Genomic DNA, 23,212 nt, shown 5'->3' with positions numbered 1-23,212 from the left:
AGTTTGGGGCGCGATCTCCCGTTTGGGGCGCGAAATACCCGCCCCAAACGGAGGATCGCGCCCCAAACGACGCGTCCCGAACGACGCGGCCCCGGCGGGCGCCGCGCGTCAGTCGGGGACGACGGTGGCGATGAACCCGGCGTCTTCGAGCGTCTGGATCACCAGCGCCCGATGCTCGGCTCCGCGCGTCTCCACGCTGAGCTGCAGGATGACCTCGCTGATCTGCAGACCCTGGCCGTGGCGGGTGTGCAGCACCTCGATGACGTTGGCGCCCACTCCGGCGAGCAGCTCCGACACCCGGGCGAGCTGGCCCGGACGGTCGGGCAGCGGGATGCGCAGAGACATGTACCGACCGGATGCCGACAGCCCGTGCGCCACGACACGCTGCAGCAGCAACGGGTCGATGTTGCCGCCGGACAGGATCGTGACGGTGGGACCGGTGGCCGTGATCTTGCCGGCGAGGATCGCGGCCACACCGACAGCACCCGCGGGTTCGACGACCTGCTTCGCCCGCTCGAGGAGGACCAGCAACGCGCGCGCGATGTCGTCCTCGGTGACGGTGACGACCTCGTCGACGTACTGCCGGATGAGCTCGAAGGGCAGATCGCCCGGACGCGCCACCGCGATGCCATCGGCGATCGTGGGCGTCGTCTCGACCTGCATCGGATAGCCCGCGGCCAGCGACGACGGGTAGGCGGCGGAGTTGTGCGCCTGCACACCGATGATGCGCACCTCGCGCCCCTCAGCGGCGGCTCGGGCCTTCACCGCGGCGGCGACGCCCGCCGCGAGCCCTCCCCCGCCGATTCCGACGATGACCGTCTCGAGGTCGGGCAAGTCCTCGACGAGCTCGAGGCCCAGCGTCCCCTGACCCACGACGATGTCGCGGTGATCGAAGGGGTGGATCAGCACAGCCCCCGTGCGCTCGGCGAACTCAGCCGCCAGACGCAGCGGCGTCTCGACCGTGGCACCCTCGAGGATGACCTCGGCGCCGTAGCCGCGCGTGGCGAGGAGCTTCGGCACCGGAACGCCGAGTGGCATGAAGATCGTCGCCGCGATGCCGAGCTGCTGCGCGGCGAGGGCCACACCCTGCGCGTGATTGCCGGCCGAGGCCGCTACAACGCCGCGCGCGCGTTCCTCGGCGGTCAGTCGCGAGAGGCGGTAGGTCGCCCCGCGGATCTTGAATGACCCCGTGCGCTGAAGGTTCTCGAGTTTCAGGTTGACCGGCACGCCGAGCAGGTCGCTGAGGTGCAGCGACTCGTCGAGCGGCGTCCGCGTGATGATGCCGCGCAGAGCCTGCGCGGCATCCTCGAACTCGGCCAGGGTGGGAGTGTCGTTCATGATCTCCTTCCGCGCTCATGCGGGACGGTCTGCCAGATGAGATCTTGGTGTTCCAGCGGCTGCCCCTCGTGCTCCCAGGCTTTCGAGCTGAGGGAGACGGCCACCACGTTGACGAAGGCGGCGAGCGGGACGGCGAAGAGCGCGCCGGCGATCCCGCCGATCATCGCGCCGCCGGCGACGACGAGCACCACGGCCAGCGGGTGCACCTTCACCGCCGAGCCCATGAGGATCGGCTGCAGGATGTGGCTCTCGATCTGCTGCACGCCGAGGACGACGATGAGCATGAACAGGGCGATGAGCGGACCGTTGTAGACGAGGGCGATGAAGACGGCGAGGGCTCCGGTCGCGACGGCTCCCACGAAGGGGATGAACGCGCCGAGGAAGACGAGCACGCCGATCGGGATGGACAGCGGCACGCCGAGCAGGAAGGCGCCGAGGCCGATGCCGATCGCGTCGATGGTCGCCACGAGGAGCTGGGTGCGTGCGTAGCTCTTGACCGTGCGCCACCCGGCGCGGCCGGCGCCGTCGACGGCGGGTCGCGCGACGCGCGGGAAGAGACGCGTGGTCCAGCGCCAGATGCGGCCGCCGTCGGCGAGCAGGCACAGCAGGATGAAGAGAGTCAGCAGCACACCGGTGGCGACGTGCCCGAGGGTCGTGCCGATGGCGAGTGCCCCGGTCCACAGCACCTCGGACTGCTGCCGCAGGAAGCTCGCCGCCTGATCGAGTCCGTCGTTGATCTGCAGGGCGCTGAGGTGCAGCGGACCGTCTATCAGGTACTGACGGAACTCTTCGATCGCGGTGACCGTGCGCTCTCTCACGGAGCCGGACTCCCGCGAGATCTGCCACACAGCGAGCCACACGAGCCCGGAGATGATCGCGAGCGTGCCCAGCACCGTGACGACGATGGCGAGCCACTTCGGCCACCGGTGTCGCAGGAGGAAAGAGAAGGCCGGCCACACCAACGCCGTCACCAGGATCGCGACGAGGAGCGGGATCACCAGCAGCTTCAGCTGGATGACGACCCAGATGACCACGCCCGCCGCCGCGGCGATGACGAGCAGGCGCCAGGCGTATGCCGTGGCCTGCCGCAGCGCGGGTGGTACCGGAGGCTCCAGGTCGCTCGAAACGGTCCGACGTCGGAGGGCGTCCAGGAACGATCCGCGGGGCTCGGGATCGATTCCGGTCATCCTGTCAGCCTACCGTCGCCTTCCCCGGGCGACGGTTGCGATGTCGGAGGCTGTGGATACGGTGACGGGATGACTCTGTCGCTCCGCCGCGCCGACGCCAGACGCATCGCCCTGGCCGCTCAAGGCTTCGCCCGTGCGCGCCCCGAGACGGTCGGCACCCGCCAGATCACGGGCGCCCTGCAGCGCATGCGCATCCTGCAGATCGACTCGGTCAACGTGTTCTCGCGCTCGCATTACATGCCGTTGTTCGCCCGCCTGGGCGCGTACGACACCGCCCTTCTCGACAAGCTCGCGTTCTCGCGCCGTCCGACGTGGGTGGAGTCGTGGGCGCACGTGGCATCCCTCGTCTCGGTCGATGACTGGCCGCTGCTGCAGTTCCGTCGCGACGCGTTGCGCGAGAAGTACGGCGACGACGACTGGGCGCGCGCCAACCAGCCGCTGCTGCAGTGGTTGCGCGACGAGCTCGCCGCCCGCGGGCCGCTGCGCCCCGCCGAGATCGATCACGACGCCCGCAGCGGATCACGGGGATCGTGGTGGGGCTGGGACGACGTCAAGAACGGCCTCGAACGCCTCTGGCTCTTCGGCGATGTCGCCATCGCGGGGCGTCGCGGTTTCGAGCGGCGGTACGCCCTGGCATCCGATGTCCTGCCGCCGAGGGCACTGCAGACGCCGGTTCCGCGCGCGGAGGCGATCGCCGAGCTCGTGCGACGCGCCGCCATCGCCTACGGCGTGGCCACGGCCGCCGACCTGGCCGACTACTGGCGGATCCGCGACCGGCCCGCGGTGATGGCGGCGGTGCACGACCTCGTCGATGCGGGCGAGCTCATCCCCGTGCGGGTCGAGGGCTGGGAGGTGGGCGGTCGTCCCGCGAAGGCGTGGCTGCATCGGGATGCCGCCCGCCCCCGCCGCGTGGATGCGACGGCGATCCTGTCGCCCTTCGACCCCGTGGTGTGGTTCCGGGACCGCGCGGAACGGCTCTTCGACTTCGACTACCGCATCGAGATCTACACGCCCGCGCCGCAGCGGAGGTTCGGGTACTACTCCCTGCCGGTGGTCGTCGGCGACGATGTCGTGGGACGGATCGATCTGAAGGCCGACCGCGCCGCGAGCGCCCTGCGGGTGCAGTCGGCGTGGTGGGAGCACGGGGCACCCCCGGATGCCGCCGAGCGCGTCGCCGAGGAGCTCCGCACGGCCGCGAGGTGGCAGGGCCTGGAGCGCATCACCGTGGCGCGATGGGGCGACGCGGCCGATGCCCTCGCCGGGGCGCTGATCGCGGACAGGCACGACCACCCCGACGGCCGCACGAACTGAAACGCGCCCCCTCCGCAGCGGAGGGGGCGCGTGTGGTCAGAACTGGACGCGAGGTGGTTCCGAGATGGCCGCGCCGTCGACGACCTCGAAGAACTCCCGCTCGCTGAAACCGAGCTGGCGCGCGAAGACGTTGTTCGGGAACACCTTGATCTTGGTGTTCAGCTCGCGGACGCCGCCGTTGTAGAACCGGCGCGAGGCCTGGATCTTGTCCTCGGTGTCGACGATCGAGTGCTGCAGCTGCAGGAAGTTTTGACTCGCCTGCAGTTGCGGGTAGGCCTCGGCGACGGCGAACAGGGACTTCAGTGCCTGCTGCATGTGCCCCTCGGCGACGCCCGCTTCCGCGGGACTCTGGGCCGACAGCGTCTCGGCGCGCGCGCGGGTCACGTTCTCGAAGACGGCCTTCTCGTGCGCCGCGTAGCCCTTGACCGTCTCGATGAGGTTGGGCAAGAGGTCGGCGCGCCGCTTGAGCTGCACCGTGATGTCGCTCCAGGCCTCGTCGACGCGCACGTTGAGAGCGACGAGGGCGTTGTAGGTCGCCCAGAGGTAGATCCCGGCGATCGCCAGGATGCCGACGATCACGATGACCGGTACGAGCCACTCCCACATAGGTTCCCCACGCTCCGTTCGAGAGATTGCCCTTCAGTGTAACGGCGGGCAGTCGTGGCGACGGGGCGGGCGGTGGGACTCCCAGCGGATGCGGATCAGCGTTCGTACCCCCGGTGGGACTCGAACCCACACTGAAGCGATTTTAAGTCGCCTGCCTCTGCCGTTGGGCTACGGGGGCCCGTCATCCACCGTACCGCCCGGCGGCTGCGGGCCGCCGCCGACCATCCCCGCGCCGTCCTGCGGAGAACGGGGGCGACACGCCGCCTCGCGGCGCCGTGTCTCGGCGTTTCGGCCGCGAACTCCGCCCGACGGCGCGAGCGCGAGGGTCCCGCCACGGTGGCCGAACGGCATCCGGAAACGGCGAGACCCCCACACCCGGGAGGGCGTGGGGGTCTCGCGACGCGCAACGTTACTTCGCGGCGACGGGCTCGGCCTTCTTCTCGGCGGGAGCCGGAGCGTCGGCCGCCGGCGCCGCCGGGCGCGGACGCGCGGCGAACTCCTCGAACGCGGCACGGGGCTTCTGCACGGCCTCGAGCGAGACGACCTCGCGGCCGTGGACGAAGTTCTGGATCCAGTCGCCGATCACGCGGAACTTGCGCTCGAACGTCGGCATGGCCAGACCGTGGTAGCCGCGGTGGGCGAGCCAGGCGATGAACCCGGTCAGGGCGATCTTGCCCGACTGGAACGCACCGTTGTACAGGCCCAGACCGGCGACCGCACCGAGGTTCTTGTGGAAGTACTGCTTCGGCTCCTCGCCGCGCAGCACCGCCACGAGGTTCTTCGCCATGAGCTTGCCCTGGCGAACCGCGTGCTGGGCGTTGGGGACGCAGAAACCGCCCACGCCGCCGCCCGACAGGTCGGGAACGGCGGAGACGTCACCGGCGGCCCATGCACCCTCGACGATCTCCTCGTCGGTGCCGACGCGCAGGTCGGGGCGGGTGCGGATGCGACCGCGCTCCTCGACGGGCAGGTCGCTTCCGCGGACGACGGTGGGGTTGGCCATGACGCCGGCGGTCCAGATGATCAGGTCGGTGGGCAGCTGCTCACCGGTGGAGAGCTCGACGACACCGTCGACGGCACCCTTGACCTGCGTGTCGAGGTGCACGAAAGCACCCTTCTTCGCCAGGTCGGCGAGAACCCACTCGCTCGTCTTCTGCGAGACCTCGGGCATGATGCGGCCCATGGCCTCGATGAGGTGGAAGTGCGTGTCGTCGAAGGTCAGCGTGGGGTACTGCTTGAGCAGCGACGACGCGTACGCCCGCAGCTCGGCGAAGACCTCGATGCCGGCGAAGCCGCCGCCGACGACGACCACGGTCAGCAGACGGTCGCGCTCGGGGCCGGCGGGCAGGACCGATGCCTTGTCGAAGTTCGACGTGAGCCGGTCGCGGATGGCCACGGCCTCTTCGATGGTCTTCAGGCCGATCGCGTTGTCGGCGATACCGGGAATCGGGAACGTACGCGAGACGGCGCCGGCGGTCACGACGATCTGGTCGTACGCCTGCTCGAAGGTCTCGTCACCCGCGATCGGGGTGATCGTGGCGGTCTTGGTGGCGTGCGAGATGCCGGTCACCTTGCCCGCGATGACCGTGGTGCGCTTCAGGTGACGGCGAAGACCGACCACGACGTGGCGGGGCTCGATCTCGCCGGCGGCGACCTCGGGCAGGAAGGGCTGGTACGTCATGTACGGCAGCGGGTCGACGAGCGTGACTTCGGCCTCGTTACGACCGAGGAGCTTCTCGAGCTTCCACGCGGTGTAGAAACCCGCGTAGCCCCCGCCGACGATGAGGATTTTGGGCACGGTAGTGGTCACGATGGGAGGGACTCCTCGTTTGTGGTGCGGCTCGGCTCGCGGGAGGTGCGCGCCTGTCGGATTCGCCGGGCAGCAGCACTGACGCCGAGCGCAATCATTATAGCGGCCAGCGTGGCAGCGCCGAGCGGCAGCGACCCGTAGAGCACGCTATCGCGCGACGGCAGCAGAGGCGAACTCGCCTCGGGTGCCGAATCGGCGGGAGGAAGCGGGGGGATGCTCACCGCGGTGGCCGTCGGCGTGGGCGCGGGCTCGGCATCGGCCCGGCGGTACAGGCGGATCCACTCCGACAGGCTGCCGAGCGGGTTCTCCGAGACCGCGTCGACGCGGGCGGAGACCGCCGCCGCCGCGTTGACGAGACCGTAGCCGTACAGCTTGTCGGGCACGCTGGTGGCTCCGGCCGCGGGAGTCGCGGTGCGGATCAGACGATTCAGCACGTTATCGGCATCCAGATCGGGATGCGCCGCACGCACGAGGGCGGCGATACCGGCCACGATCGGTGCGGCGCCGCTCGTGCCGTTCCACTGCACCAGCGTGCCGTCGGCCGATACACCGCGCAAGCGCTCGCTCGGCGCCGACAGACCGATCGTGATGCCCTGCGTCGATGCGTTGCTGCTGGTGACACCGCTCGGGTCGACACCACCCACCGCCAGCACGCCGGGAATGGTCGCGGGGGCGCCGACACGATCGGTTCCACTTCCCCTGTTGCCGGCCGCGACCACGACGACGACGTCGTGGTCGAAGGCGTACTCGAAGGCCTCGTCCCAACTGCGGTCCCAGTCGAGAGTGTTCGTCGTGAGCGACAGGTTGATGATGGTCGCACCGTTGTCGACCGCCCAACGCATGGCCTCGGCGATCTGCTGCGTGAACGGTTTGGTGGTCGAGTTGCCGAAGCCGATCGAGATCGACAGCAACTCCGCCTCGGGTGCGACGCCGATCATGCCACGTCCGTTTCCGGTTCCCCGTGATGCGGCGAGCGATGCGACCCAGCTGCCGTGATTGGCATCCACCGCGCCGACCGGAGTGCGCCCGTCAGACGACCCGACGCCCGAGACATCGGTGCCGCCGACGACGGCACCGTTGAATTCGACCGGCCCGCGAGCGATGCCGGTGTCGATGATGGCGATCCTCTGCCCGGCACCGCGCGTGGTGTTCCACGCCTCGCGCACGCCGTACTGGTCGAGCCAGTACTCCGCCGCACGAACCGAGTCGGTGGGGTCCTCGGGCACCGGCGGGGCCGGCGTCGCGCTCGCAGAGGCCGAGGGGGCGGTGCCGGTGAGCACCGACGGCGAGGTCGCGGCACCGGTGAGCACCACCGTGAGAACGATGGATGCCACACCGGCGACGACGCGCTTCATCCGCTCGTCCCGGGACTCTCGCATTCGCACCGCTCGGGCGAGAAGGTACCCCGCTCGAGCGCGAGGTCTCCGATGGGGTTCACGCCCGGCCCGGCCGCGAGGGCATGACCGGCGAGAGCGTGCAGGCACTTCACGCGCGTGGGCATGCCGCCCGCCGAGATCCCCGCGATCTCCTCGGGCTCGCCGTATGCGGCGCGGTCGCGCAGGTAGGCCTCGTGCGCGGCGAGGTACGCGGCGCGGAGGTCGTCGTCGGCGGCGAGCCGCTCGGTGAACTCGACCATGACGTGACCGGCCTCGAGCACCGACATCGCCGCCGTGGCCGCGGGATGCGTGAGGTAGTAGAACGTCGGGAACGGGCTGCCGTCGTCGAGCCGCGGCGCCGTCGCCACGACGGTCGGGTTGCCGCAGACGCACCGCGCGGCGATGCCGACGACTCCGCGCGGCACACGCCCGAGCTGCGCCTGCAGGACGGCGAGGTCGGCGTCGGACGCGGGGGGCAGCTGCGTGGTAGTCATCGCTTCCAGGGTACCCGCCCCGTCTCGGCGTCCGTCGAGGGGTTGCCCCGCCGGCATCGTGGGCCGGCAGGGCGCGTGTCGGCCCGGGGCGTGGAATGACGGCGGCATTGGCGGGGCCGCTGACGTCGGGGGGCGCGACGGGGGATGCCGCGACCGCGGTGCCGCGAGAAGTGCGGCGACTCAGGGAGCCGGGGTCGCCGAAGGAGTCGGGTCGGGCACGCCGATCGTCGGCGGCACGGCCACCTGCGCGGCGCCCGAGGCAGCGACCGATCGCACGAGCTGCGCCATCCAGTCGGTACGGGTCTGCCCGACGTCTTCGCTCACGTCCTGCTGCTCCTGCGGGGTCGCCGAGGCCGGCAGGTCGTTGTCGATGAGGTATACGACCTCGCCCGGGAACGTGTAGTAGAGCCGCTCGCGCGCCTGCGTCGTGATGTACGCGGGGTCGGACCATCGCTCCCGCTGCGACTGCAACTCAGCGACATCGTTCTGGCTGACCGCGACGGCGTTCTGCAGCGCCTGGATCTGCTGCCGCTGATCCATGTAGGTGGACACGGTCGGAACCAGGACGAACGTCCCGAGCACGACGAGTCCCAGCATGATCACCACGAAGCCCGAGACGCGCACCTTGCCCAGCCACTCGCGCACATCGACTCGACGCTGAGAACGCGTATGACGGGTTGCACGTGAGGCGGCCTCGGGCGTGGTCCCTCTCGGTCGCGTCGCCGTCGTGGGTGCGACCTTCGATGACGCGCGCTTCGACGAGGCGGCCTTCGACGACGCGGCCTTCGCCGGGGTGGCGCCCTTTCGCCCCTTCGGGGGCTCGGCATCGGGACGACGGGGAGGCAACGTCGGTCGATCCACGGCAGCCCCTCTCGGTCCGCCCGCGCGCAAGAGGCCACGGGCGGAGCCGAGTCTACGTCGCCGACCTGCGCGAACCCGGGGACGCGCCGAGCTGCGAATCGCCCGGACATGCAGAGGGAGGGGGAGCCTCGCGGCTCTCCCTCCCTCGTGTCAGACGCTCAGCCCTTGAAGCGGGGGAACGCCGAGCGGCCCGCGAACACCGCGGCGTCGCCGAGGTCTTCTTCGATGCGGAGCAGCTGGTTGTACTTGGCGACGCGCTCGCTGCGCGCGGGGGCACCGGTCTTGATCTGGCCGGCGTTGACCGCCACGGCGAGGTCGGCGATCGTGGTGTCTTCGGTCTCACCCGAGCGGTGCGACAGCATCGAGGTGTAGCCCGAACGGGTGGCCAGAGCGATGGCATCCAGTGTCTCGGACAGCGTGCCGATCTGGTTGACCTTCACCAGCAGCGAGTTGGCGACGCCGAGGTCGATGCCCTGCTGGAGGCGCTTGGGGTTGGTGACGAACAGGTCGTCGCCGACGAGCTGCACCTTGGAGCCGATGGCGTCGGTCAGCTTCTTCCAGCCGTCCCAGTCGTCCTCGGCGAGCGCGTCCTCGATCGTGACGATCGGGAAGTTGGCGACGAGGTCGGCGAAGTAGTCGACGAGCGTGTCGACGCTCCACTCCTTGCCCTCGACCGTGTACACGCCGTCCTTGTAGAACTCGGTGGCGGCGACGTCGAGGCCGACCGCGATCTCCTTGCCGGGGGTGAAGCCGGCCTTCTCGATCGCGCGGATGAGGAAGTCGAGGCCCTCGCGGTTGCTGGGCAGGTCGGGGGCGAAGCCGCCCTCGTCGCCGAGGCCGGTGTTGTAGCCCGCGGACTTCAGCTCGCCCTTGAGGACGTGGTAGACCTCGGTGCCCCAGCGCAGCGACTCGCCGTAGGTCTCGGCGCCGATGGGCGCGAGGAAGAACTCCTGGAAGTCGATGCCGTTGTCGGCGTGCTCGCCACCGTTGATGACGTTGAAGAGGGGAACGGGCAGCAGGTGCGCGTTGGGGCCGCCGAGGTAGCGGAACAGCGGCAGGTCGGCGCTGTCGGCGGCGGCCTTGGCGACGGCGAGCGAGACGCCGAGGATGGCGTTGGCGCCCGTGCGCGACTTGTTCTCGGTGCCGTCGGTCTCGATGAGGATCTCGTCGATGATGCGCTGCTCGCTGGCCTCGACGCCCTCGATGGCGGGGCCGAGCTCGTCGACGACCGCGGCGACGGCCTTGAGCACGCCCTTGCCGCTGTAACGGCTCTTGTCGCCGTCGCGCAGCTCGTAGGCCTCGAACGCGCCGGTGGACGCGCCGGAGGGGACGGCCGCCCGCTGGACGATGCCGTCGTCGAGGAGCACCTCCACCTCGACGGTCGGGTTACCGCGCGAATCCAGGATCTCGCGCGCGTTGACAGCCTCGATAAGTGCCACGAAGGACTCCTCGTTGGTTCTGAGTGAAGAAGGGCGGAGCGTCGTCGGTCCGTGGACGAGTCTAGTGACCGGCTCCGACACTCGTGGGACGGTGTGTCGTTCCGGGTCTGACGCGGCAGCGTCAGGGCACGCGCCCCGAGGCCGTGGCATCCACGACGATCGCCACGGCGATTCCGTCCCATCCCTTGCGGTCGAGGGTCTGCAGGGCCGTGGCGTCGAAGCGGGGGTCCTCCCCCAGCATGACCAGGCCGGCGCGGGCGCCGCGCACTTTGGAATCGGCGGTCGCGGCATCCGCCACCTCTCCCCCGCGCACGACGTTGTCGAGCACGACGACGGTCCCCGGGCGGCCCAGGCGCGCGGCCCAGTCGAGGTAGATCGTGTTCGACTCCTTGTCGGCGTCGATGAAGACGAGGTCGAACGGCTCGGTGCCCGCGAGCGTCGGCAGCACGTCGGCGCCGCGGCCCACGCGCACCTCGACGCGGTCGGCGACGCCGGCGCGCGCGAGGTTGTCCCGGGCGATGGCGGCGTTCGCCTCCTCCGCCTCGATCGTCACCACACGGCCCCGCGCACCCACGGCGCGCGCAAACCAGATCGTCGAGTAGCCGCCGAGCGTGCCGATCTCGAGCACACGGCGGGCCCCCGCGATACGCGTCAGCAGATGCAGGAACTTGGCGTTGACGGGGGCGACCTCGATCGGCGGGAGGCCGGCGTCGTGCTGCGCCGCGAGGGCGGCATCCAGGATCGGGTCCTCGCCGACGAGGGTGGCGGTCAGGAAGGCGTCGACGGCTTCGTGAGTGGGCACGAGGTCAGCCTGTGGGGGCCGAGAGCTCGGGTCAATGCCCTTGCGACGCCCGGATCAGCGCTCCCCGCGCAGGTGCGCGCGCGTCATCTGCTCGTACTCCTCGTCGGTGAGCTCGTCGTACCCTCTCGCCTCGACGCGGTCGCTGCGCATCCACCGGACCATCAGGATGACGAGGATCGGCACGTCGGCGAATTCGGCGATGAACCAGATCATGTCGCCCGCGAGGTGCTGGTCGTGCAGCGGCGAGGGCCACCAGGACAGCGCCCGGGTGGCATCAGGGATGAGATCCAGCACGGAGTCGTTCAGGCGCATCAGCAGGCCGGGAACCGAGTCGATCAGCAACTCCACGAAGGCCAGCAGAAATTCGATCGCGATGAACGTGCCCGTGTGCACCATGCCGAGCGCCATCATCGGCAGCACCATCGCGAGCCCCACCAGCGGCACGATCAGCCCGAGGGACGCCTCGATCACGGGGTCCACCCGCAGGATGCCGGCCACCGGCGTGAGAAACAGGCAGAACACCGCCGCGATCACCACGGTCGCCACCATCGCGTTGCCGAAGATGCGGGTGACACGCGCAGCCAGGACGCGCTGTCGCACGGCCGCCGGGATGAGATCGAGCGGGCGTCCCGCGGCGATGCCCGCGGGAACGGCGAAGATCAGCAGCGCGATGCGGGTCGAGAACGCCCACCGCAACTCCGACGAGTACACGCCGAGGAAGCCGAGCTCGATCACGGCGTAGGGCAGGAGTCCGAGGGCGAAGAAGCCGAGCGTGCGGCGGAGGGGCCACGGCTCTCCGCGACGCCGTACCCGCGCGACGGCCCCCAGGTAAGCGACGGATGCCACGAACAGCGCGCCGAGCGTGAGCGGATCGGCGCGCCAGGTGGTGAGGAAGACATCGAGAGCAGGCGTGGCAGCACAGTACGGCCGGGAGTTATGTGAGGGCCGAGACGGGGCCCGTCCCCTGATCGGAACCACAGCTGCAGACGACCTCGGGGCTGTCCTCCCCGACGCGGGCCCGGCGTGGGAGGGGCGGCCTGTGCCGAACTCCTGACGTTCTCGCAGCGCGCGTCGCGCCGACTCCCGAAAACCGCCCGCCACGGCCGTGGCACGAGAAAACTCAGGAGGGTGGACCGCCCGCCGGTTCTTCGACGCACGTCCCCACGGCTACCCGGGAGCCCTCCAGCGCGGCGAGCACCGCGGGCAGCAGGGCCTCGGCGGTACGGCGGTAGCCCAGGGCGCTCGGGTGGAACCGGTCGACGCTGAACATCTCGTCGGGGCGCTCGGCGAAGACCGGTCCCACCGCGCGAGCGAGCGCGACCACGCGCCCCCTGGCCCGGTGCACGGCCGCCGCTTGCGCCGCGGCGAGTTGGCGAGACGATCGAGCGGCGAGCGCCCGCAGCGGCTGTGGGATCGCGCGCAGGGTCCCGAGGTCGGGACAGGTGCCGACCACGACCGGTACTCCCCTGTCGCGCAGGGTGAGCACCACCTTCTCGAGGTGCTCCGCCGACCGGGATGCCGGAACCCGGTGCGTCACATCGTTGCCGCCGACGACGATCACCGCGACATCGGCGCGATAGTCGGCCGGGAGGGCATCGAGCTGGGCGGCGAGAGCCGCGGTTTCGGACCCGACGACCGCCGCGGTGCGCAGCCGCACCGGGCGCCCCGCGCCGCGCGCGACTCCCTTCGCCAAGCGCGCGCCCAGGGTGTCGCGCCGGTGCCCCGCCCCCAGCCCCGCGGCGATCGAGTCGCCGAGGAGGAGCAGCTCGACCGGATCGCCCGGATGCTTCTTCCGCCGCCACACGCGGTCGGCGTCCAGTGCCTGTTCTCCGAGCGGCTTGCCGATGCGCCGGCGCGCGATGGCGGCCTGGCGGACGATGAGGGCGCGCATCCCCACGGCGCCGGCTCCGAGCAGGGCGACGGCCGACGCGGTGGCCAGGGTCACCGGACGACGCGTACGCATCCCCCGATGACACCGGCCCCCGGTGAACGCCGAGTGGACGCACGGTGACGGTGAGCGGGCGGGGGGCTCCCGGCATCCCGTGAAACCCGCGGACGGGTGTCGACGGCACTCCGTACGGCTGTGCCCGCGGATGCTCCACGGGGGCGGGGATCCGCTCGCGCCCTACGCGATCGAGCGACGTGCCCGCGCCCGCAGCACGAGCGCCAGCGCGAGCACCGCGACGGCGAGGGCGATGTCGAGCACGAGGCCCGCGAGCAGTTCGCCCCGCCCCGTCACATCGGTCACCCCCAGAAGACCGCCGACCACGATCACACCGAACGACAGCGCGAGCTGCTGCGAGGTGCTGAACATGCCGCCCGACAGACCTGCCGCCTCGACCGGCACCTCGCGCACGACCAACTGGGTCAGCGGCGAGAAGATGAGCGCCTGTCCCGCGCCGAGCAGGATGAGGGCGGGCTGCAGCCAGAGACCGATGTCACTCCCCCACGCGAAGCCCAGGGTAGTGAGCATGGCGACGAGGGCGACGAGCTGGGTCGCCACGCCGACGACCAAGGTGGAGTCGCCGAGCCGGCTCTGGATGCGCGCGACGGCCAGGGACACGCCCGCGAACACCACCGCGAACGGCAGCAGCGCGAGACCGGCCTGCAGCGATGTCAGGCCGGCGGTCTCGACCGCGCGGGGAAAGACGTACAACAGCGCGGAGTACCCGGCGAAGAACAGGGCCGCCGCGAGCAGGCCGAGCTGCAGCGGGCGCAGACGCAGCACGCTCGGGGGAAGCAGCGGGACGCGACCGGCGCGCTCGACGGCATCCTGGTGCCGCCACATCGCCACGAGGGACACCACCGCGACGACGAGGATCACGGCGACCGGCCACGACCAGTTCCACGCCGGTCCGAAGGTGAGGGCGACGGACGCGGCGAGGATGCCGACCCCCAGCGCCGAGGTACCGACCAGGTCGATCGCCACCGCCTCGTGTGCCCGGGAGCGCGGGGCCAACGGGGCGAGGGCGATCGCGGCGACGGCCGTGAGTGCCACCACCACGAACACCGAGCGCCACCCGTCGACGGGTCCGAACGACACCGACGCGAGCGCACCGCCGACGACCTGTCCGACCGCCGCGCCGATTCCCCCGCTGGCGCCGAAGGCCGAGATCGCGCGGGTGCGGGCCGCTCCTCGAGACGTCGCTTGAATCGTCCCGAGCACCTGCGGCGTGCACAGCGCTGCTCCCACGCCCTGCACGATGCGTGCGGCGATGAGCGTCTCGATCGAGGGCGCAAGGGCGCACGCGATCGCGGACACGAGGAACAGCCCCATGCCGAGCGTGTACAGGCGATGGCGCCCGAACCGGTCGCCGAGGCGCCCGCCCAGGATCAGCAGCACGGCGAACGGGATGCCGTATCCGGCGATGACGAGTTCGAGGGCGACATCGCCGGCGCCGAAACGCTGGTGCAGGGTGGGCAGGATGACCGTCACGGCGTTGAAGGCGAAGGTGCCGACGCCCGGCCCGAGGAGGAACCCGAGGTAGCGCCAGGTGGGGACGTCGGCGATGGCATCGGGGCGGATCGGCACGGGGGCGCTGCCGGTCGCGGGCTGTGCGGAAGTGGTCATGGTGCCAGCATGGAGAGCGCGGCATCCTGGTACCAGGAGTGCATTGATCCTGGTACTGGGAGCACTCCCCTGCCGCCGGATCGATGTCGGAGGGGCGTTCTAGGATCGCCGGGAGGAGGGATGCCATGGGTCGATCCGACGATGCCCGCGCCGAGTTCGCGGGCTTCCTGCGCAGCCGCCGCGCGCGCCTGCGCCCGGCCGACGTCGGCCTGCCGGACGGTGCCCGTCGGCGGGTGGCGGGCCTGCGACGCGAAGAGGTCGCGCAGCTCGCCGGCGTCGGTCTCACCTGGTACACGTGGCTCGAACAGGGACGACCGATCGCCGCCTCGGCCCAGGTGATCGCCGCGATCGCCCGCGCGCTGCGCCTGAGCGACGACGAGCGCGACCACCTGTTCGCCCTCGCCGACCTGCCGCTCCCCGACCGCGAGGCGCGCATGTGCGTCGGTCAGAACCACCTCGACCTGCTCGAGAAACTGCTGCCGTACCCCGCCGCGGTGCAGACGTCGCGCTTCGACATCCGCGCGTACAACCGGGCGTACCGCTACCTGTTCGACGACCTCGACGACCTGCCCGCCGAACGCCGCAACTGCGCGGTGCTGCTGTTCACCGACACGGCGTGGCAACGCGCGCACGTCGACCTCGACCACGCGCAGCGCCGGATCGCCGCGCGCCTGCGCTCCGCCTACGGCCGGCACCACGAGGAACCGTCGTGGCAGCGCTTCATCGGCGAGCTCGAAGCGATGTCGCCGCGCTTCTCCGAGCTCTGGCGGCTGGGTGATGTCGGCGGCGAGCGCAACGCGAGCAAGCACCTCGTGCACGCGCGCGTCGGCGAGCTGAATCTCGAGATGTCGAGCCTGTGGATCGACGAGGGCCTCGGCTCGCGCGTGGTGTGGTTCTCGCCGCGGGATGCCGCGACCGCGGCGCGTCTGGAACGCCTCGCCGCCGAGAGCCCGAGCGAGGCGTTGATCAGCGCGGTGGCGTGAGGCCGGGCCGACGGTACGGCGCATGGGCCACTCACCGCTACGAGCACGGGCTTCCCGCGGCGAGAGGTACACCGCGCCGAAAGGCCGCGACCGGGCCGCGGTCCCGGCGCATGAGCCGCTTACGGCTCCGGGCTCCGGGAGGCGAGGGGTCGCGCCGCGCCGCGCGGCGACCACACCGCCGTCGGCGTCCGCAGAACCCGGGCTTCGCGCGCGCCTCTCAGCCGAGGGGCTTGAACTCCAACGACTCCGCCGTGGTGTCGGCGCCGACCGTCGCGAACGACGTGTACCCGTCGGCCGCGGAGCGTTCGAGCAGCGCTTTCATGTTCTTCACCCGCTGCTCCACGCGCACCCGTGCGCCGTCGGATACGAGGGCCGCCTTCAGCCGAAGGAGCTGCGCCAGGGGAACGTCACGATCGTGGACCAGCACGATGGAGCGCTCGGCGGTGCCCTCGGCATCCTGCAGCAGGTCGACGATGCGCTCGAAGCCGATGGAGAATCCGACCGCCGGGACCTCCTGCCCGAGGAAACGGCCGATCATGCCGTCGTAACGGCCGCCCCCGCCGAGGGAGTAGTCGACGCTCGGGTGGGCCAGCTCGAAGATCGTGCCGGTGTAGTACCCCATGCCGCGCACGAGGAACGGGTCGAACACCAGCGGCGCGTCGGCTCCGCGCGCGGCGGCGACGGTCTCGCCGAGGGCGACGAGGTGCGCGACGACCTCGTCCGGGATGCCGGCGGGCAGGGCCGCGCGGATGCCGGCGTCATCGAAGGCGGGCGGCGCCGCGGGGCGATCGAGGTAGGCCGCGAGGGCGTCGACGGCGGCGGCATCCGCACCCCGGTCGCGCAGTTCGGCCACGACGCCGGACGGACCGACCTTGTCGAGCTTGTCGATCGTGATGAGCACGCCGGGGCGCTCCTCGGCGGCGAAACCGAACACGTCGAGCATCGCGTCGAGCACGCGGCGGTCGTTCACACGGATCGAGCCGCCGTCGAGACCGAGAGCGTCGAGGACATCGAGGCTCGCGGTCATCAGCTCGGCCTCGGCACGGGCGGAGGCGTCGCCGATGATGTCGATATCGCACTGCACGAACTGGCGGTAGCGCCCCTTCTGCGGGCGCTCGGCCCGCCACACGGGGGCGATCTGGATCGAGCGGAACACCGTTGGAAGCTGTGCGCGGTTGGTCGCGTAGAAGCGCGCGAGCGGGACGGTCAGGTCGTAGCGGAGCCCGAGGTCGGCCAGGGCGGCCGTGTCGTCGGCCGCGGCGCGGATGGCCTCGGCATCCATCCCCCGCTTGAGGATGCTGAACGACAGCTTCTCGTTGTCGCCGCCCAGACCCGCGTGGAGGCGGTCGTAGTCCTCCATGACCGGGGTCTCGATCTCGTCGAAGCCGTGCGCGCGGTAACGCGCCCGGATGACGGCGAGCACACGCTCGCGGCGGGCCTTGTCGGCGGGGAGGAAGTCGCGCATGCCGCGCGGCGGGTTCACGGATGCCACGTGTCCATTGTTCCAGCCTCGGGCGGGACACCGTGCGCGGTCGGGGCCGGCCCCGACATCAGCCGCGGCCCGTCTGAGCGCTCGTCTCTGCCTCCCGCACCTCGGCGCTCAGGGCGCGGAGCCGCTCGCGCAGCGCCCGCTCGGCATCCCACCCGCGCTCGCGCCCGAGCTGCACGAGCGCCAGCAGGGCGTCGCCGAGCTCGGCCTCGGTCGTCGGATCGGCGAGGCGATGGGCCGGGGCGGCGACACCGACTTGCGCGGCCTTTCCCCCCACCTTCTGCGCGAGGGCGAGCGCGGGCATGTGCTCGCTCACTCCGTCCAGCACGCTCGTGCGTGTGCTCTTCTCCGCCGCCTTCGCGGCGTTCCAGTGCACGAGCACCTCTTCGGGCGTGGATGCCGCGGCGCCGGCGAACACGTGCGGATGCCGCCGCACCATCTTCTCGGTGAGCCCACGCGCGACATCGTCGATATCGAACGGGTCGACGGGGTCAGCCGAAGCGATCTCGGCGTGGAAGAGCACCTGCCAGAGCAGGTCGCCGAGCTCCTCGCGGAGGTCGGCGCGTGTGCCCGCTTCGACGGCGTCGATGACCTCGGCGCTCTCCTCGACGAGGTAGGGCACGAGGTCGCGGTGGTCGATCGACTGTGTCCAGACGCAGCGCTCGCGCACGGCGCGCATGGTCTCGGCGGCCTCTCGCAGTGCGTCGTCGCTCACGGCGTCTCCTCCCGCGGCGCCGTCGGCGCCTCGCCCCGAGTATCCCCCGTGACCGCACGTGGCGGGCGGGGCCGGGCCGAACTCCTGAGATTCGGAGCCGCCCGGGGCCGAGGTGCCGTGTTTCCGGGGCGGGCGGGGCCGGGCCGCGTGGAACTTCAGGAGTTCGGCCCCGGCGGACGGCGGCCCGCGCGGCGCGCTGGTGGGTGGGGCGCGGGTGCCGGACTCCGGATCCTGCCGAATGCCACGGCCTCGGAGCGCGGCGGATCGCGCGCTCGCGGGGAATCTTCCGGAGCCCGGCACGATTCCCCGCCGAAGGTCGGGCCGATCCCGAGCGCGCCGGTGGCCGGACACATCGGCGCGCGAAGCGGCGGGAACCGTGAGACGTCCGGCGCTCTGGCATCCGTTCCGAAGAAAATCCGACGCGAGAGCGTGCGTCACGGCTCCTGCACAGGCCCGGGAAAGCGCGCACTGCCCCCCGTCGAGCGCCCGTGTCATTCGGGTGTCGTACGACGCAGATAACCTTGCCGTGTGCGTGAACTGACCCCGACCGAGGCCATAGACCTCGTGGGCCGCTTCGAAGCCGGCCAAGAGCTCCCCGAACAGATGCGTGCCGACGTACGACTGCTCGGGTCCCTTCTGGGCCGTGTGCTGCGAGAGAGCGGCTCCCCCGGACTCTACGACGACGTCGAGCGACTGCGCACGGCGACGATCCAGGCTTACACCGACGAGACGCCCGAGGCGTTCGAGAAAGCCGCGGCGATCGCCGACAGCTTCTCGATCGAGCGCGCCGATGAGGTGGCCCGCGCCTTCACGGCGTACTTCCACCTCGTCAACCTCGTCGAGGAGCACCAGCGCGTCCGCGTCCTGCGCGAGCGCGGCGACCGGCCCTCGCGCAGCGGCGGCACCCCCGACACCATCGCGACGGCGTTCGCCCGCCTGTCCGAGGAGGTCGGCGAGGAGACCGCGCTCTCGCGTCTGCAGGCCCTGCGCTTCCACCCCGTCTTCACCGCGCACCCCACCGAGGCCCGCCGTCGCGCGATCTCGACGAGCATCCGCCGCCTGTCGGAACTGCTCGGCGAACTCGACGCGGCCGGTGAGAACGCCACCGAGAGCCGCCGCACCGAGCGCCGCATGCTCGAAGAGATCGACACCCTGTGGCGCACAGCTCCCCTGCGGCGCGAGAAGCCGTCGCCGGTCGACGAGGTGCGCTCGGTCATGGCCGTGTTCGACGAGACGCTGTACACCGCCGTCCCGCGCGTCTACCGCCGCATCGACGACATCCTCCAGGGCGAGAACGCCGGCTCCCGCGCCCCGATCGTGAAGCCGTTCGTGCGCGTCGGCTCCTGGGTCGGCGGCGACCGTGACGGCAACCCGTTCGTCACGGCATCCGTCACCCGCAAGGCCGCGGCGATCGCGAGCGAGCACGTGCTGCTGGGACTCGAACGAACGACGCAGCGCGTCGGACGCGGACTGACCCTGGATGCCGAGACCACGCCGCCCAGCGACGCCCTCGTCGCCCTGTGGCACCGTCTGCGCGCCGCCGACGAAGACGCCGCGGCCGAGATCGCCGCCCGCTCCCCCGAGGAGCCGCACCGTCGCATCATGCTGCTGCTGGCGCGCAAGATCGCCGCGACCCGCACACGCAACGCCGACCTCGCTTACCGCGACCCCGAGCACCTGCTCGCCGACCTGCGCGTCGTGCAGGAGTCGCTCGTCGCCGCGGGCGCTGCGCGGCAGGCGTACGGCGCGCTGCAGCGCCTCGTATGGCAGGTCGAGACGTACGGCTTCCACCTCACCGAGCTCGAGGTGCGTCAGCACTCCGCGGTGCACCGCAAGGTGCTCGACGAGCTGCGCGCGGGCGGCGAGCGCAGCGAACTCACCGACGAGGTGCTCGAGGTCTTCCGCTCGATCGCGTACGTGCAGGAGCGCTTCGGCGCCCGCGCGGCCGGTCGCTACATCGTGTCGTTCACGCAGTCGGCCGAAGACCTCGCCAACGTGCACGAGCTCGCGTCGTACGCGATGGGCCCGGGTGAGACACCCCCGGTGCTCGACGTCATCCCGCTGTTCGAGACGTTCGCCGACCTGCAGGCGGCCCCCGGCATCCTCGCCGAGATCGTCACGCACCCCTCGTTCGTCAGCAGACTGGATGCCACCGGCCGACGCCTCGAGGTCATGCTCGGCTACTCCGACTCGTCGAAAGACGTCGGCCCCGTCGCCGCCAACCTCGCGCTCTACGAGGCGCAGGCGAAGATCTCGACCTGGGCCGAGGACGAGGGCATCGAGCTGACGCTCTTCCACGGTCGCGGCGGCGCCCTCGGCCGCGGTGGCGGACCCGCGAACTCGGCGATCCTCGCGCAGCCCCCGCACTCGGTCGACGGCCGGTTCAAGCTCACCGAGCAGGGCGAGGTCATCTTCGCCCGCTACGGCGATGCCGACATCGCGATGCGCCACATCGATCAGGTCGCGGCGGCCGTGCTCACGGCATCCTCGCCCTCGATCGAGCGCCGCAACCGCGGGGCGGCCGAAGCGTTCGCCGACGTCGCGAGCACGATGGACCTCGCCTCACGCGAGCGTTTCTTCGCGCTCGTGAAGGCGCCCGGCTTCGCGCCGTGGTTCGCCACGGTCACCCCGATGGAGGAGCTCGGTCACCTCGCGCTCGGCTCGCGCCCGGCCCGCCGGGGCCTGTCTGTCGAGTCGCTGGAAGACCTGCGCGCCATCCCCTGGGTGTTCTCGTGGACGCAGGCCCGCATCAACCTCGCCGGCTGGTTCGGACTCGGCACCGCCCTCGATGCCGTCGGTGACGAGCAGCGCCTGCGTGACGCGTACGAGCAGTGGCCGCTGTTTCGCACGATGATCGACAACGTCGCGATGAGCTTGGCCAAGGCCGACGAGCGCATCGCGCGTCGCTACCTCGCGCTCGGCGACCGCGACGACCTCGCGCAGCTCGTCATGGACGAGATGCTCCTCACCCGCTCGTGGGTCGAGCGCATCACCGGCGGTGAGCTGCTGGGCAACAAGCCCGTGCTCCAGCGCGCCGTCAAGATGCGCAGCCCCTACGTCGACGCCCTGTCGCTCCTGCAGCTGCGGGCTCTGCGCGCCCTGCGCGACACCCACGCCGAGAGCCCCACCCCGGATGCCGAGCACCAGCGCCTGCTGCTGCTGTCGGTGAGCGGTGTGGCGGCGGGTCTGCAGAACACCGGCTGAGCGGCATCCGTTCCGTTCGGCGCGCCGGCTTCCCTCGCGGGGCCGGCGCGCCGTCGTTCGGGGGCGTCCTGGCCTGTGCCGTCCTGCGGAGTTCAGCCCCGACACGCCGGCTCAGCACTGCCGTACACGGCGTGTCGCCGAGGAGTTCCGATCGGCGGATCGGCGGCCAGACGGCTCGGCGGCCAGACGGCTCGGCGGTCGAGAGGGCTCGGCCCGTCCTGCACCTCCGCCCGGTGCCCGCCGCCACGCCGCCCGCCGCTCCCGGGGCGCCCGCTCACCGGCTATCTCCCGTACCTCCCTGCGGACGCCGACCCCGACGCGCCACCCCCGCCGGGTCGCGTACGGCGTGTCGTCGGAAAACTCCGCACGACGGTACGAGGGCTCCCGCCCCGCGCCCCGGCAGGCAGGCCCGCACCGTCCAGCGGAGTCGAGCCTCGACACGCCGCCACCAGGCCACCCCACCCGGCGCGTCGGCCCAGAACTCCGCCCGACGGCACGACAACCCGACGGGCCGACGGTCCGACTGGCCGACGGTCCGACTGGCCGACGGTCCGACTGGCCGACTGGCCGACTGGCCGACTGGCCGACGGCACGACAGCCCAACAGCCCAACAGCCCGACAACACGACGGCCGAGGTGGGAGAAACGTCTGCCTTCCCGTCGGTGCCGTCGGCGTGAGGCCGACACCCCCGTCAGCCGATACGCGGCAGCGACCAGCCCCAGAGGATTGCCGCCTCGCGCAGCCCGAAGGCGATGACGAAGCCGACCACGACGGCGAGGTGGGGGCGACGGGTCGTCAGCAGGAGGATGCCGGTGACCAGGGCCCCAGCCGCAGCGGCCAGGCCGTACACGCTCTGCGTCAGCAATACCGGCGTGTGCCCGAGCAGGACGTCGCGCAGCACGCCGCCTCCCGTGGCCGCGACGACGCCGATGATCACCACGACCCACAGGCTCGCGCCGTGCGCGTACGCCTTCTGGGCGCCGATCACGGCGAACAGCGCCAACCCCATGCCGTCGAGGCTCAGCAGGAGGGGTTCGGGTACGGCATCCACGAGGTTCAGCAACACGAACGTCGCGACCGCCGCCATCAGGGCCACGACGATGCGACTCGCGGAACGCAGCGCCGCCGGCGGCAGATCGCCCAGGAGCACGTCGCGCAACATGCCCCCCGCGACGGCGGCGACGAAGCCGACCACGATCACGCCGAGCAGATCGAACCCGGCGTGGGCAGCCAAGGCCGCCCCTTCGAGGCCGCGCACGGCGGTGGCCGTGATGTCGAGCGCGGCGAATGCACGGGCGCCGAGAGACGGACGTCCCGGCACGGGACGGGTCGCGGTCACGACGCGCCCCACGAGCAGAGCGCTCACGTGATCCTCGGAAGAGACCAGCCCCACAGCACGGCGCCCAGGCGCAGGGCGAGCGCCACGACGAAGCCGGCGGCGAGCGCCAGACGTGGCCGGCGGGTCGTGGCGAGAAGGATGCCGGTGACCACGGCGCCCGCGGCCGCGGCACTGCCGTACACGCTTTGCGAGAGCACGAAGGGGGTGCGCTGCAGCAGGACATCGCGGATCACACCACCACCGGTGGCGGCGACGGTGCCGAGGATCGTCACCACCCACAGGTTGGCGCCCGTGCTCCAAGCCTTCTGCGCGCCCGTGACGGCGAAGAGGGCGAGGCCGATGGCATCCATGACCTGGAGGGGAAGCACCGGGAACGCGTCGACGACCTCGATGCACACGAACGCCACGACCGCCGCACCGAGCGCGGCCACGATGCGGCTGGGTGAGCGCAGCGCGGCGGGCGGCAGGTCGCCGAGCAGTACGTCGCGCAGCACACCACCGGCGAGGGCGACGATGAAGCCGACTACGACGACACCGAGAAGGTCGAGCCCCGCATGGGCCGCGATCGCCGCCCCTTCGAGGCCGAACAGGGCCGTGGCCGCGATGTCGAGGGCGTCGAACGCACGCGCGCCCAGGGAGGGGCGAGACGGGGCCCGCTGCTCGGGGACGACGTCGGTCATACGGTCA

At 71.4% G+C, this 23,212-nt stretch carries 19 protein-coding genes and 1 tRNA gene; 3 read left to right on the top strand and 17 right to left on the bottom strand.

Annotated elements, in window-relative coordinates; translation table 11 throughout:
- Window positions 1-108 precede the first annotated feature (108 nt).
- Entirely contained in the window at window positions 109-1,338 is a 1,230-nt protein-coding gene (gene ilvA, locus QE412_RS01325) for a threonine ammonia-lyase (RefSeq protein ID WP_307479198.1), read from the bottom strand.
- Window positions 1,335-2,525, bottom strand: a complete 1,191-nt coding sequence (locus QE412_RS01320; protein WP_307479196.1) for an AI-2E family transporter — start codon at window positions 2,523-2,525, stop codon at window positions 1,335-1,337. The genes ilvA and QE412_RS01320 overlap by 4 nt, the downstream gene beginning before the upstream one ends.
- Before the next feature lie 69 nt (window positions 2,526-2,594).
- Here QE412_RS01320 and QE412_RS01315 point away from each other — a divergent pair, with 69 nt between their 5' ends.
- Complete coding sequence (locus tag QE412_RS01315; RefSeq protein ID WP_307479194.1) at window positions 2,595-3,836, top strand: winged helix-turn-helix domain-containing protein; 1,242 nt, start codon at window positions 2,595-2,597, stop codon at window positions 3,834-3,836.
- 36 nt (window positions 3,837-3,872) lie between these two features.
- Here QE412_RS01315 and QE412_RS01310 read toward each other — a convergent pair whose 3' ends face one another.
- From QE412_RS01310 to QE412_RS01260, 11 genes are all read right to left on the bottom strand, one after another.
- A complete protein-coding gene (locus QE412_RS01310) occupies window positions 3,873-4,442 on the bottom strand; it encodes a LemA family protein (protein ID WP_307479191.1) in 570 nt (189 codons plus the stop codon).
- A 105-nt stretch (window positions 4,443-4,547) separates the two neighbouring features.
- Window positions 4,548-4,620, bottom strand: a tRNA-Leu gene (locus QE412_RS01305).
- A 231-nt stretch (window positions 4,621-4,851) separates the two neighbouring features.
- On the bottom strand, window positions 4,852-6,240 hold the full coding sequence (locus QE412_RS01300; RefSeq protein WP_307486959.1) for an NAD(P)/FAD-dependent oxidoreductase: 1,389 nt from the start codon (window positions 6,238-6,240) through the stop codon (window positions 4,852-4,854).
- 8 nt (window positions 6,241-6,248) lie between these two features.
- Complete coding sequence (locus tag QE412_RS01295; protein ID WP_307479188.1) at window positions 6,249-7,607, bottom strand: S8 family peptidase; 1,359 nt, start codon at window positions 7,605-7,607, stop codon at window positions 6,249-6,251.
- The gene (locus QE412_RS01290; RefSeq protein WP_307479184.1) at window positions 7,604-8,122 is read right to left on the bottom strand and encodes a DUF501 domain-containing protein; all 519 of its coding nucleotides are present in this window, start codon (window positions 8,120-8,122) and stop codon (window positions 7,604-7,606) included. The genes QE412_RS01295 and QE412_RS01290 overlap by 4 nt, the downstream gene beginning before the upstream one ends.
- A gap of 180 nt (window positions 8,123-8,302) precedes the next feature.
- Window positions 8,303-8,767 carry an FtsB family cell division protein gene (locus QE412_RS01285; RefSeq protein WP_307479182.1) on the bottom strand — a complete coding sequence of 155 codons (465 nt, stop codon included), beginning with the start codon at window positions 8,765-8,767 and terminating at the stop codon, window positions 8,303-8,305.
- Between the two features lie 374 nt (window positions 8,768-9,141).
- Window positions 9,142-10,422, bottom strand: coding sequence for a phosphopyruvate hydratase (gene eno, locus QE412_RS01280; protein WP_295840353.1), 1,281 nt, complete (start codon window positions 10,420-10,422; stop codon window positions 9,142-9,144).
- A gap of 121 nt (window positions 10,423-10,543) precedes the next feature.
- Window positions 10,544-11,224 carry an O-methyltransferase gene (locus QE412_RS01275; RefSeq protein WP_307479178.1) on the bottom strand — a complete coding sequence of 227 codons (681 nt, stop codon included), beginning with the start codon at window positions 11,222-11,224 and terminating at the stop codon, window positions 10,544-10,546.
- A gap of 54 nt (window positions 11,225-11,278) precedes the next feature.
- Window positions 11,279-12,070, bottom strand: a complete 792-nt coding sequence (locus QE412_RS01270; RefSeq protein ID WP_307479175.1) for a cytochrome c oxidase assembly protein — start codon at window positions 12,068-12,070, stop codon at window positions 11,279-11,281.
- 274 nt (window positions 12,071-12,344) lie between these two features.
- Window positions 12,345-13,187: an SGNH/GDSL hydrolase family protein gene (locus QE412_RS01265; RefSeq protein WP_307479172.1), complete on the bottom strand. Its 843-nt coding sequence runs from the start codon at window positions 13,185-13,187 to the stop codon at window positions 12,345-12,347.
- A gap of 162 nt (window positions 13,188-13,349) precedes the next feature.
- Window positions 13,350-14,795 carry an MFS transporter gene (locus QE412_RS01260; RefSeq protein WP_307479169.1) on the bottom strand — a complete coding sequence of 482 codons (1,446 nt, stop codon included), beginning with the start codon at window positions 14,793-14,795 and terminating at the stop codon, window positions 13,350-13,352.
- Window positions 14,796-14,920: 125 nt separating this feature from the next.
- Here QE412_RS01260 and QE412_RS01255 point away from each other — a divergent pair, with 125 nt between their 5' ends.
- Window positions 14,921-15,778 (top strand): helix-turn-helix transcriptional regulator, encoded by an 858-nt coding sequence (locus QE412_RS01255; RefSeq protein WP_307479164.1) that lies wholly within the window; start codon window positions 14,921-14,923, stop codon window positions 15,776-15,778.
- 217 nt (window positions 15,779-15,995) lie between these two features.
- Here the strand turns inward: QE412_RS01255 and hisS are convergent, their stop codons facing one another.
- Together hisS and QE412_RS01245 are read right to left on the bottom strand one after the other, a co-directional pair.
- A complete protein-coding gene (gene hisS / locus QE412_RS01250; protein ID WP_307486956.1) occupies window positions 15,996-17,243 on the bottom strand; it encodes a histidine--tRNA ligase in 1,248 nt (415 codons plus the stop codon).
- Between the two features lie 85 nt (window positions 17,244-17,328).
- Window positions 17,329-17,946 (bottom strand): MazG family protein, encoded by a 618-nt coding sequence (locus QE412_RS01245; protein ID WP_307486953.1) that lies wholly within the window; start codon window positions 17,944-17,946, stop codon window positions 17,329-17,331.
- 564 nt (window positions 17,947-18,510) lie between these two features.
- On the opposite strand from QE412_RS01245, the gene QE412_RS01240 reads away from it, so the two are divergent.
- On the top strand, window positions 18,511-21,186 hold the full coding sequence (locus tag QE412_RS01240) for a phosphoenolpyruvate carboxylase (RefSeq protein WP_307479161.1): 2,676 nt from the start codon (window positions 18,511-18,513) through the stop codon (window positions 21,184-21,186).
- A 691-nt stretch (window positions 21,187-21,877) separates the two neighbouring features.
- Here QE412_RS01240 and QE412_RS01235 read toward each other — a convergent pair.
- Both QE412_RS01235 and QE412_RS01230 read right to left on the bottom strand, forming a co-directional pair.
- A complete protein-coding gene (locus QE412_RS01235; protein WP_307479159.1) occupies window positions 21,878-22,552 on the bottom strand; it encodes a trimeric intracellular cation channel family protein in 675 nt (224 codons plus the stop codon).
- Window positions 22,549-23,205, bottom strand: a complete 657-nt coding sequence (locus tag QE412_RS01230; protein ID WP_307479156.1) for a trimeric intracellular cation channel family protein — start codon at window positions 23,203-23,205, stop codon at window positions 22,549-22,551. The genes QE412_RS01235 and QE412_RS01230 overlap by 4 nt, the downstream gene beginning before the upstream one ends.
- Window positions 23,206-23,212: the final 7 nt, after the last annotated feature.

The sequence above is a fragment of the Microbacterium trichothecenolyticum genome (assembly GCF_030818955.1).
GTDB lineage: Bacteria > Actinomycetota > Actinomycetes > Actinomycetales > Microbacteriaceae > Microbacterium > Microbacterium trichothecenolyticum_B.
This window is presented reverse-complemented; position numbering and strand designations above follow the sequence as displayed.

What these genes read in the sequence shown, in the direction of transcription:
- ilvA (WP_307479198.1), bottom strand. Translation starts at nt 1,338, where the DNA reads ATGAACGACACTCCCACCCTGGCCGAGTTCGAGGATGCCGCGCAGGCT.
- QE412_RS01320 (WP_307479196.1), bottom strand. Translation starts at nt 2,525, where the DNA reads ATGACCGGAATCGATCCCGAGCCCCGCGGATCGTTCCTGGACGCCCTC.
- QE412_RS01315 (WP_307479194.1), top strand. Translation starts at nt 2,595, where the DNA reads ATGACTCTGTCGCTCCGCCGCGCCGACGCCAGACGCATCGCCCTGGCC.
- QE412_RS01310 (WP_307479191.1), bottom strand. Translation starts at nt 4,442, where the DNA reads ATGTGGGAGTGGCTCGTACCGGTCATCGTGATCGTCGGCATCCTGGCG.
- QE412_RS01295 (WP_307479188.1), bottom strand. Translation starts at nt 7,607, where the DNA reads ATGAAGCGCGTCGTCGCCGGTGTGGCATCCATCGTTCTCACGGTGGTG.
- QE412_RS01290 (WP_307479184.1), bottom strand. Translation starts at nt 8,122, where the DNA reads ATGACTACCACGCAGCTGCCCCCCGCGTCCGACGCCGACCTCGCCGTC.
- QE412_RS01265 (WP_307479172.1), bottom strand. Translation starts at nt 13,187, where the DNA reads ATGCGTACGCGTCGTCCGGTGACCCTGGCCACCGCGTCGGCCGTCGCC.
- QE412_RS01260 (WP_307479169.1), bottom strand. Translation starts at nt 14,795, where the DNA reads ATGACCACTTCCGCACAGCCCGCGACCGGCAGCGCCCCCGTGCCGATC.
- QE412_RS01255 (WP_307479164.1), top strand. Translation starts at nt 14,921, where the DNA reads ATGGGTCGATCCGACGATGCCCGCGCCGAGTTCGCGGGCTTCCTGCGC.
- hisS (WP_307486956.1), bottom strand. Translation starts at nt 17,243, where the DNA reads ATGCGCGACTTCCTCCCCGCCGACAAGGCCCGCCGCGAGCGTGTGCTC.
- QE412_RS01245 (WP_307486953.1), bottom strand. Translation starts at nt 17,946, where the DNA reads ATGCGCGCCGTGCGCGAGCGCTGCGTCTGGACACAGTCGATCGACCAC.
- QE412_RS01230 (WP_307479156.1), bottom strand. Translation starts at nt 23,205, where the DNA reads ATGACCGACGTCGTCCCCGAGCAGCGGGCCCCGTCTCGCCCCTCCCTG.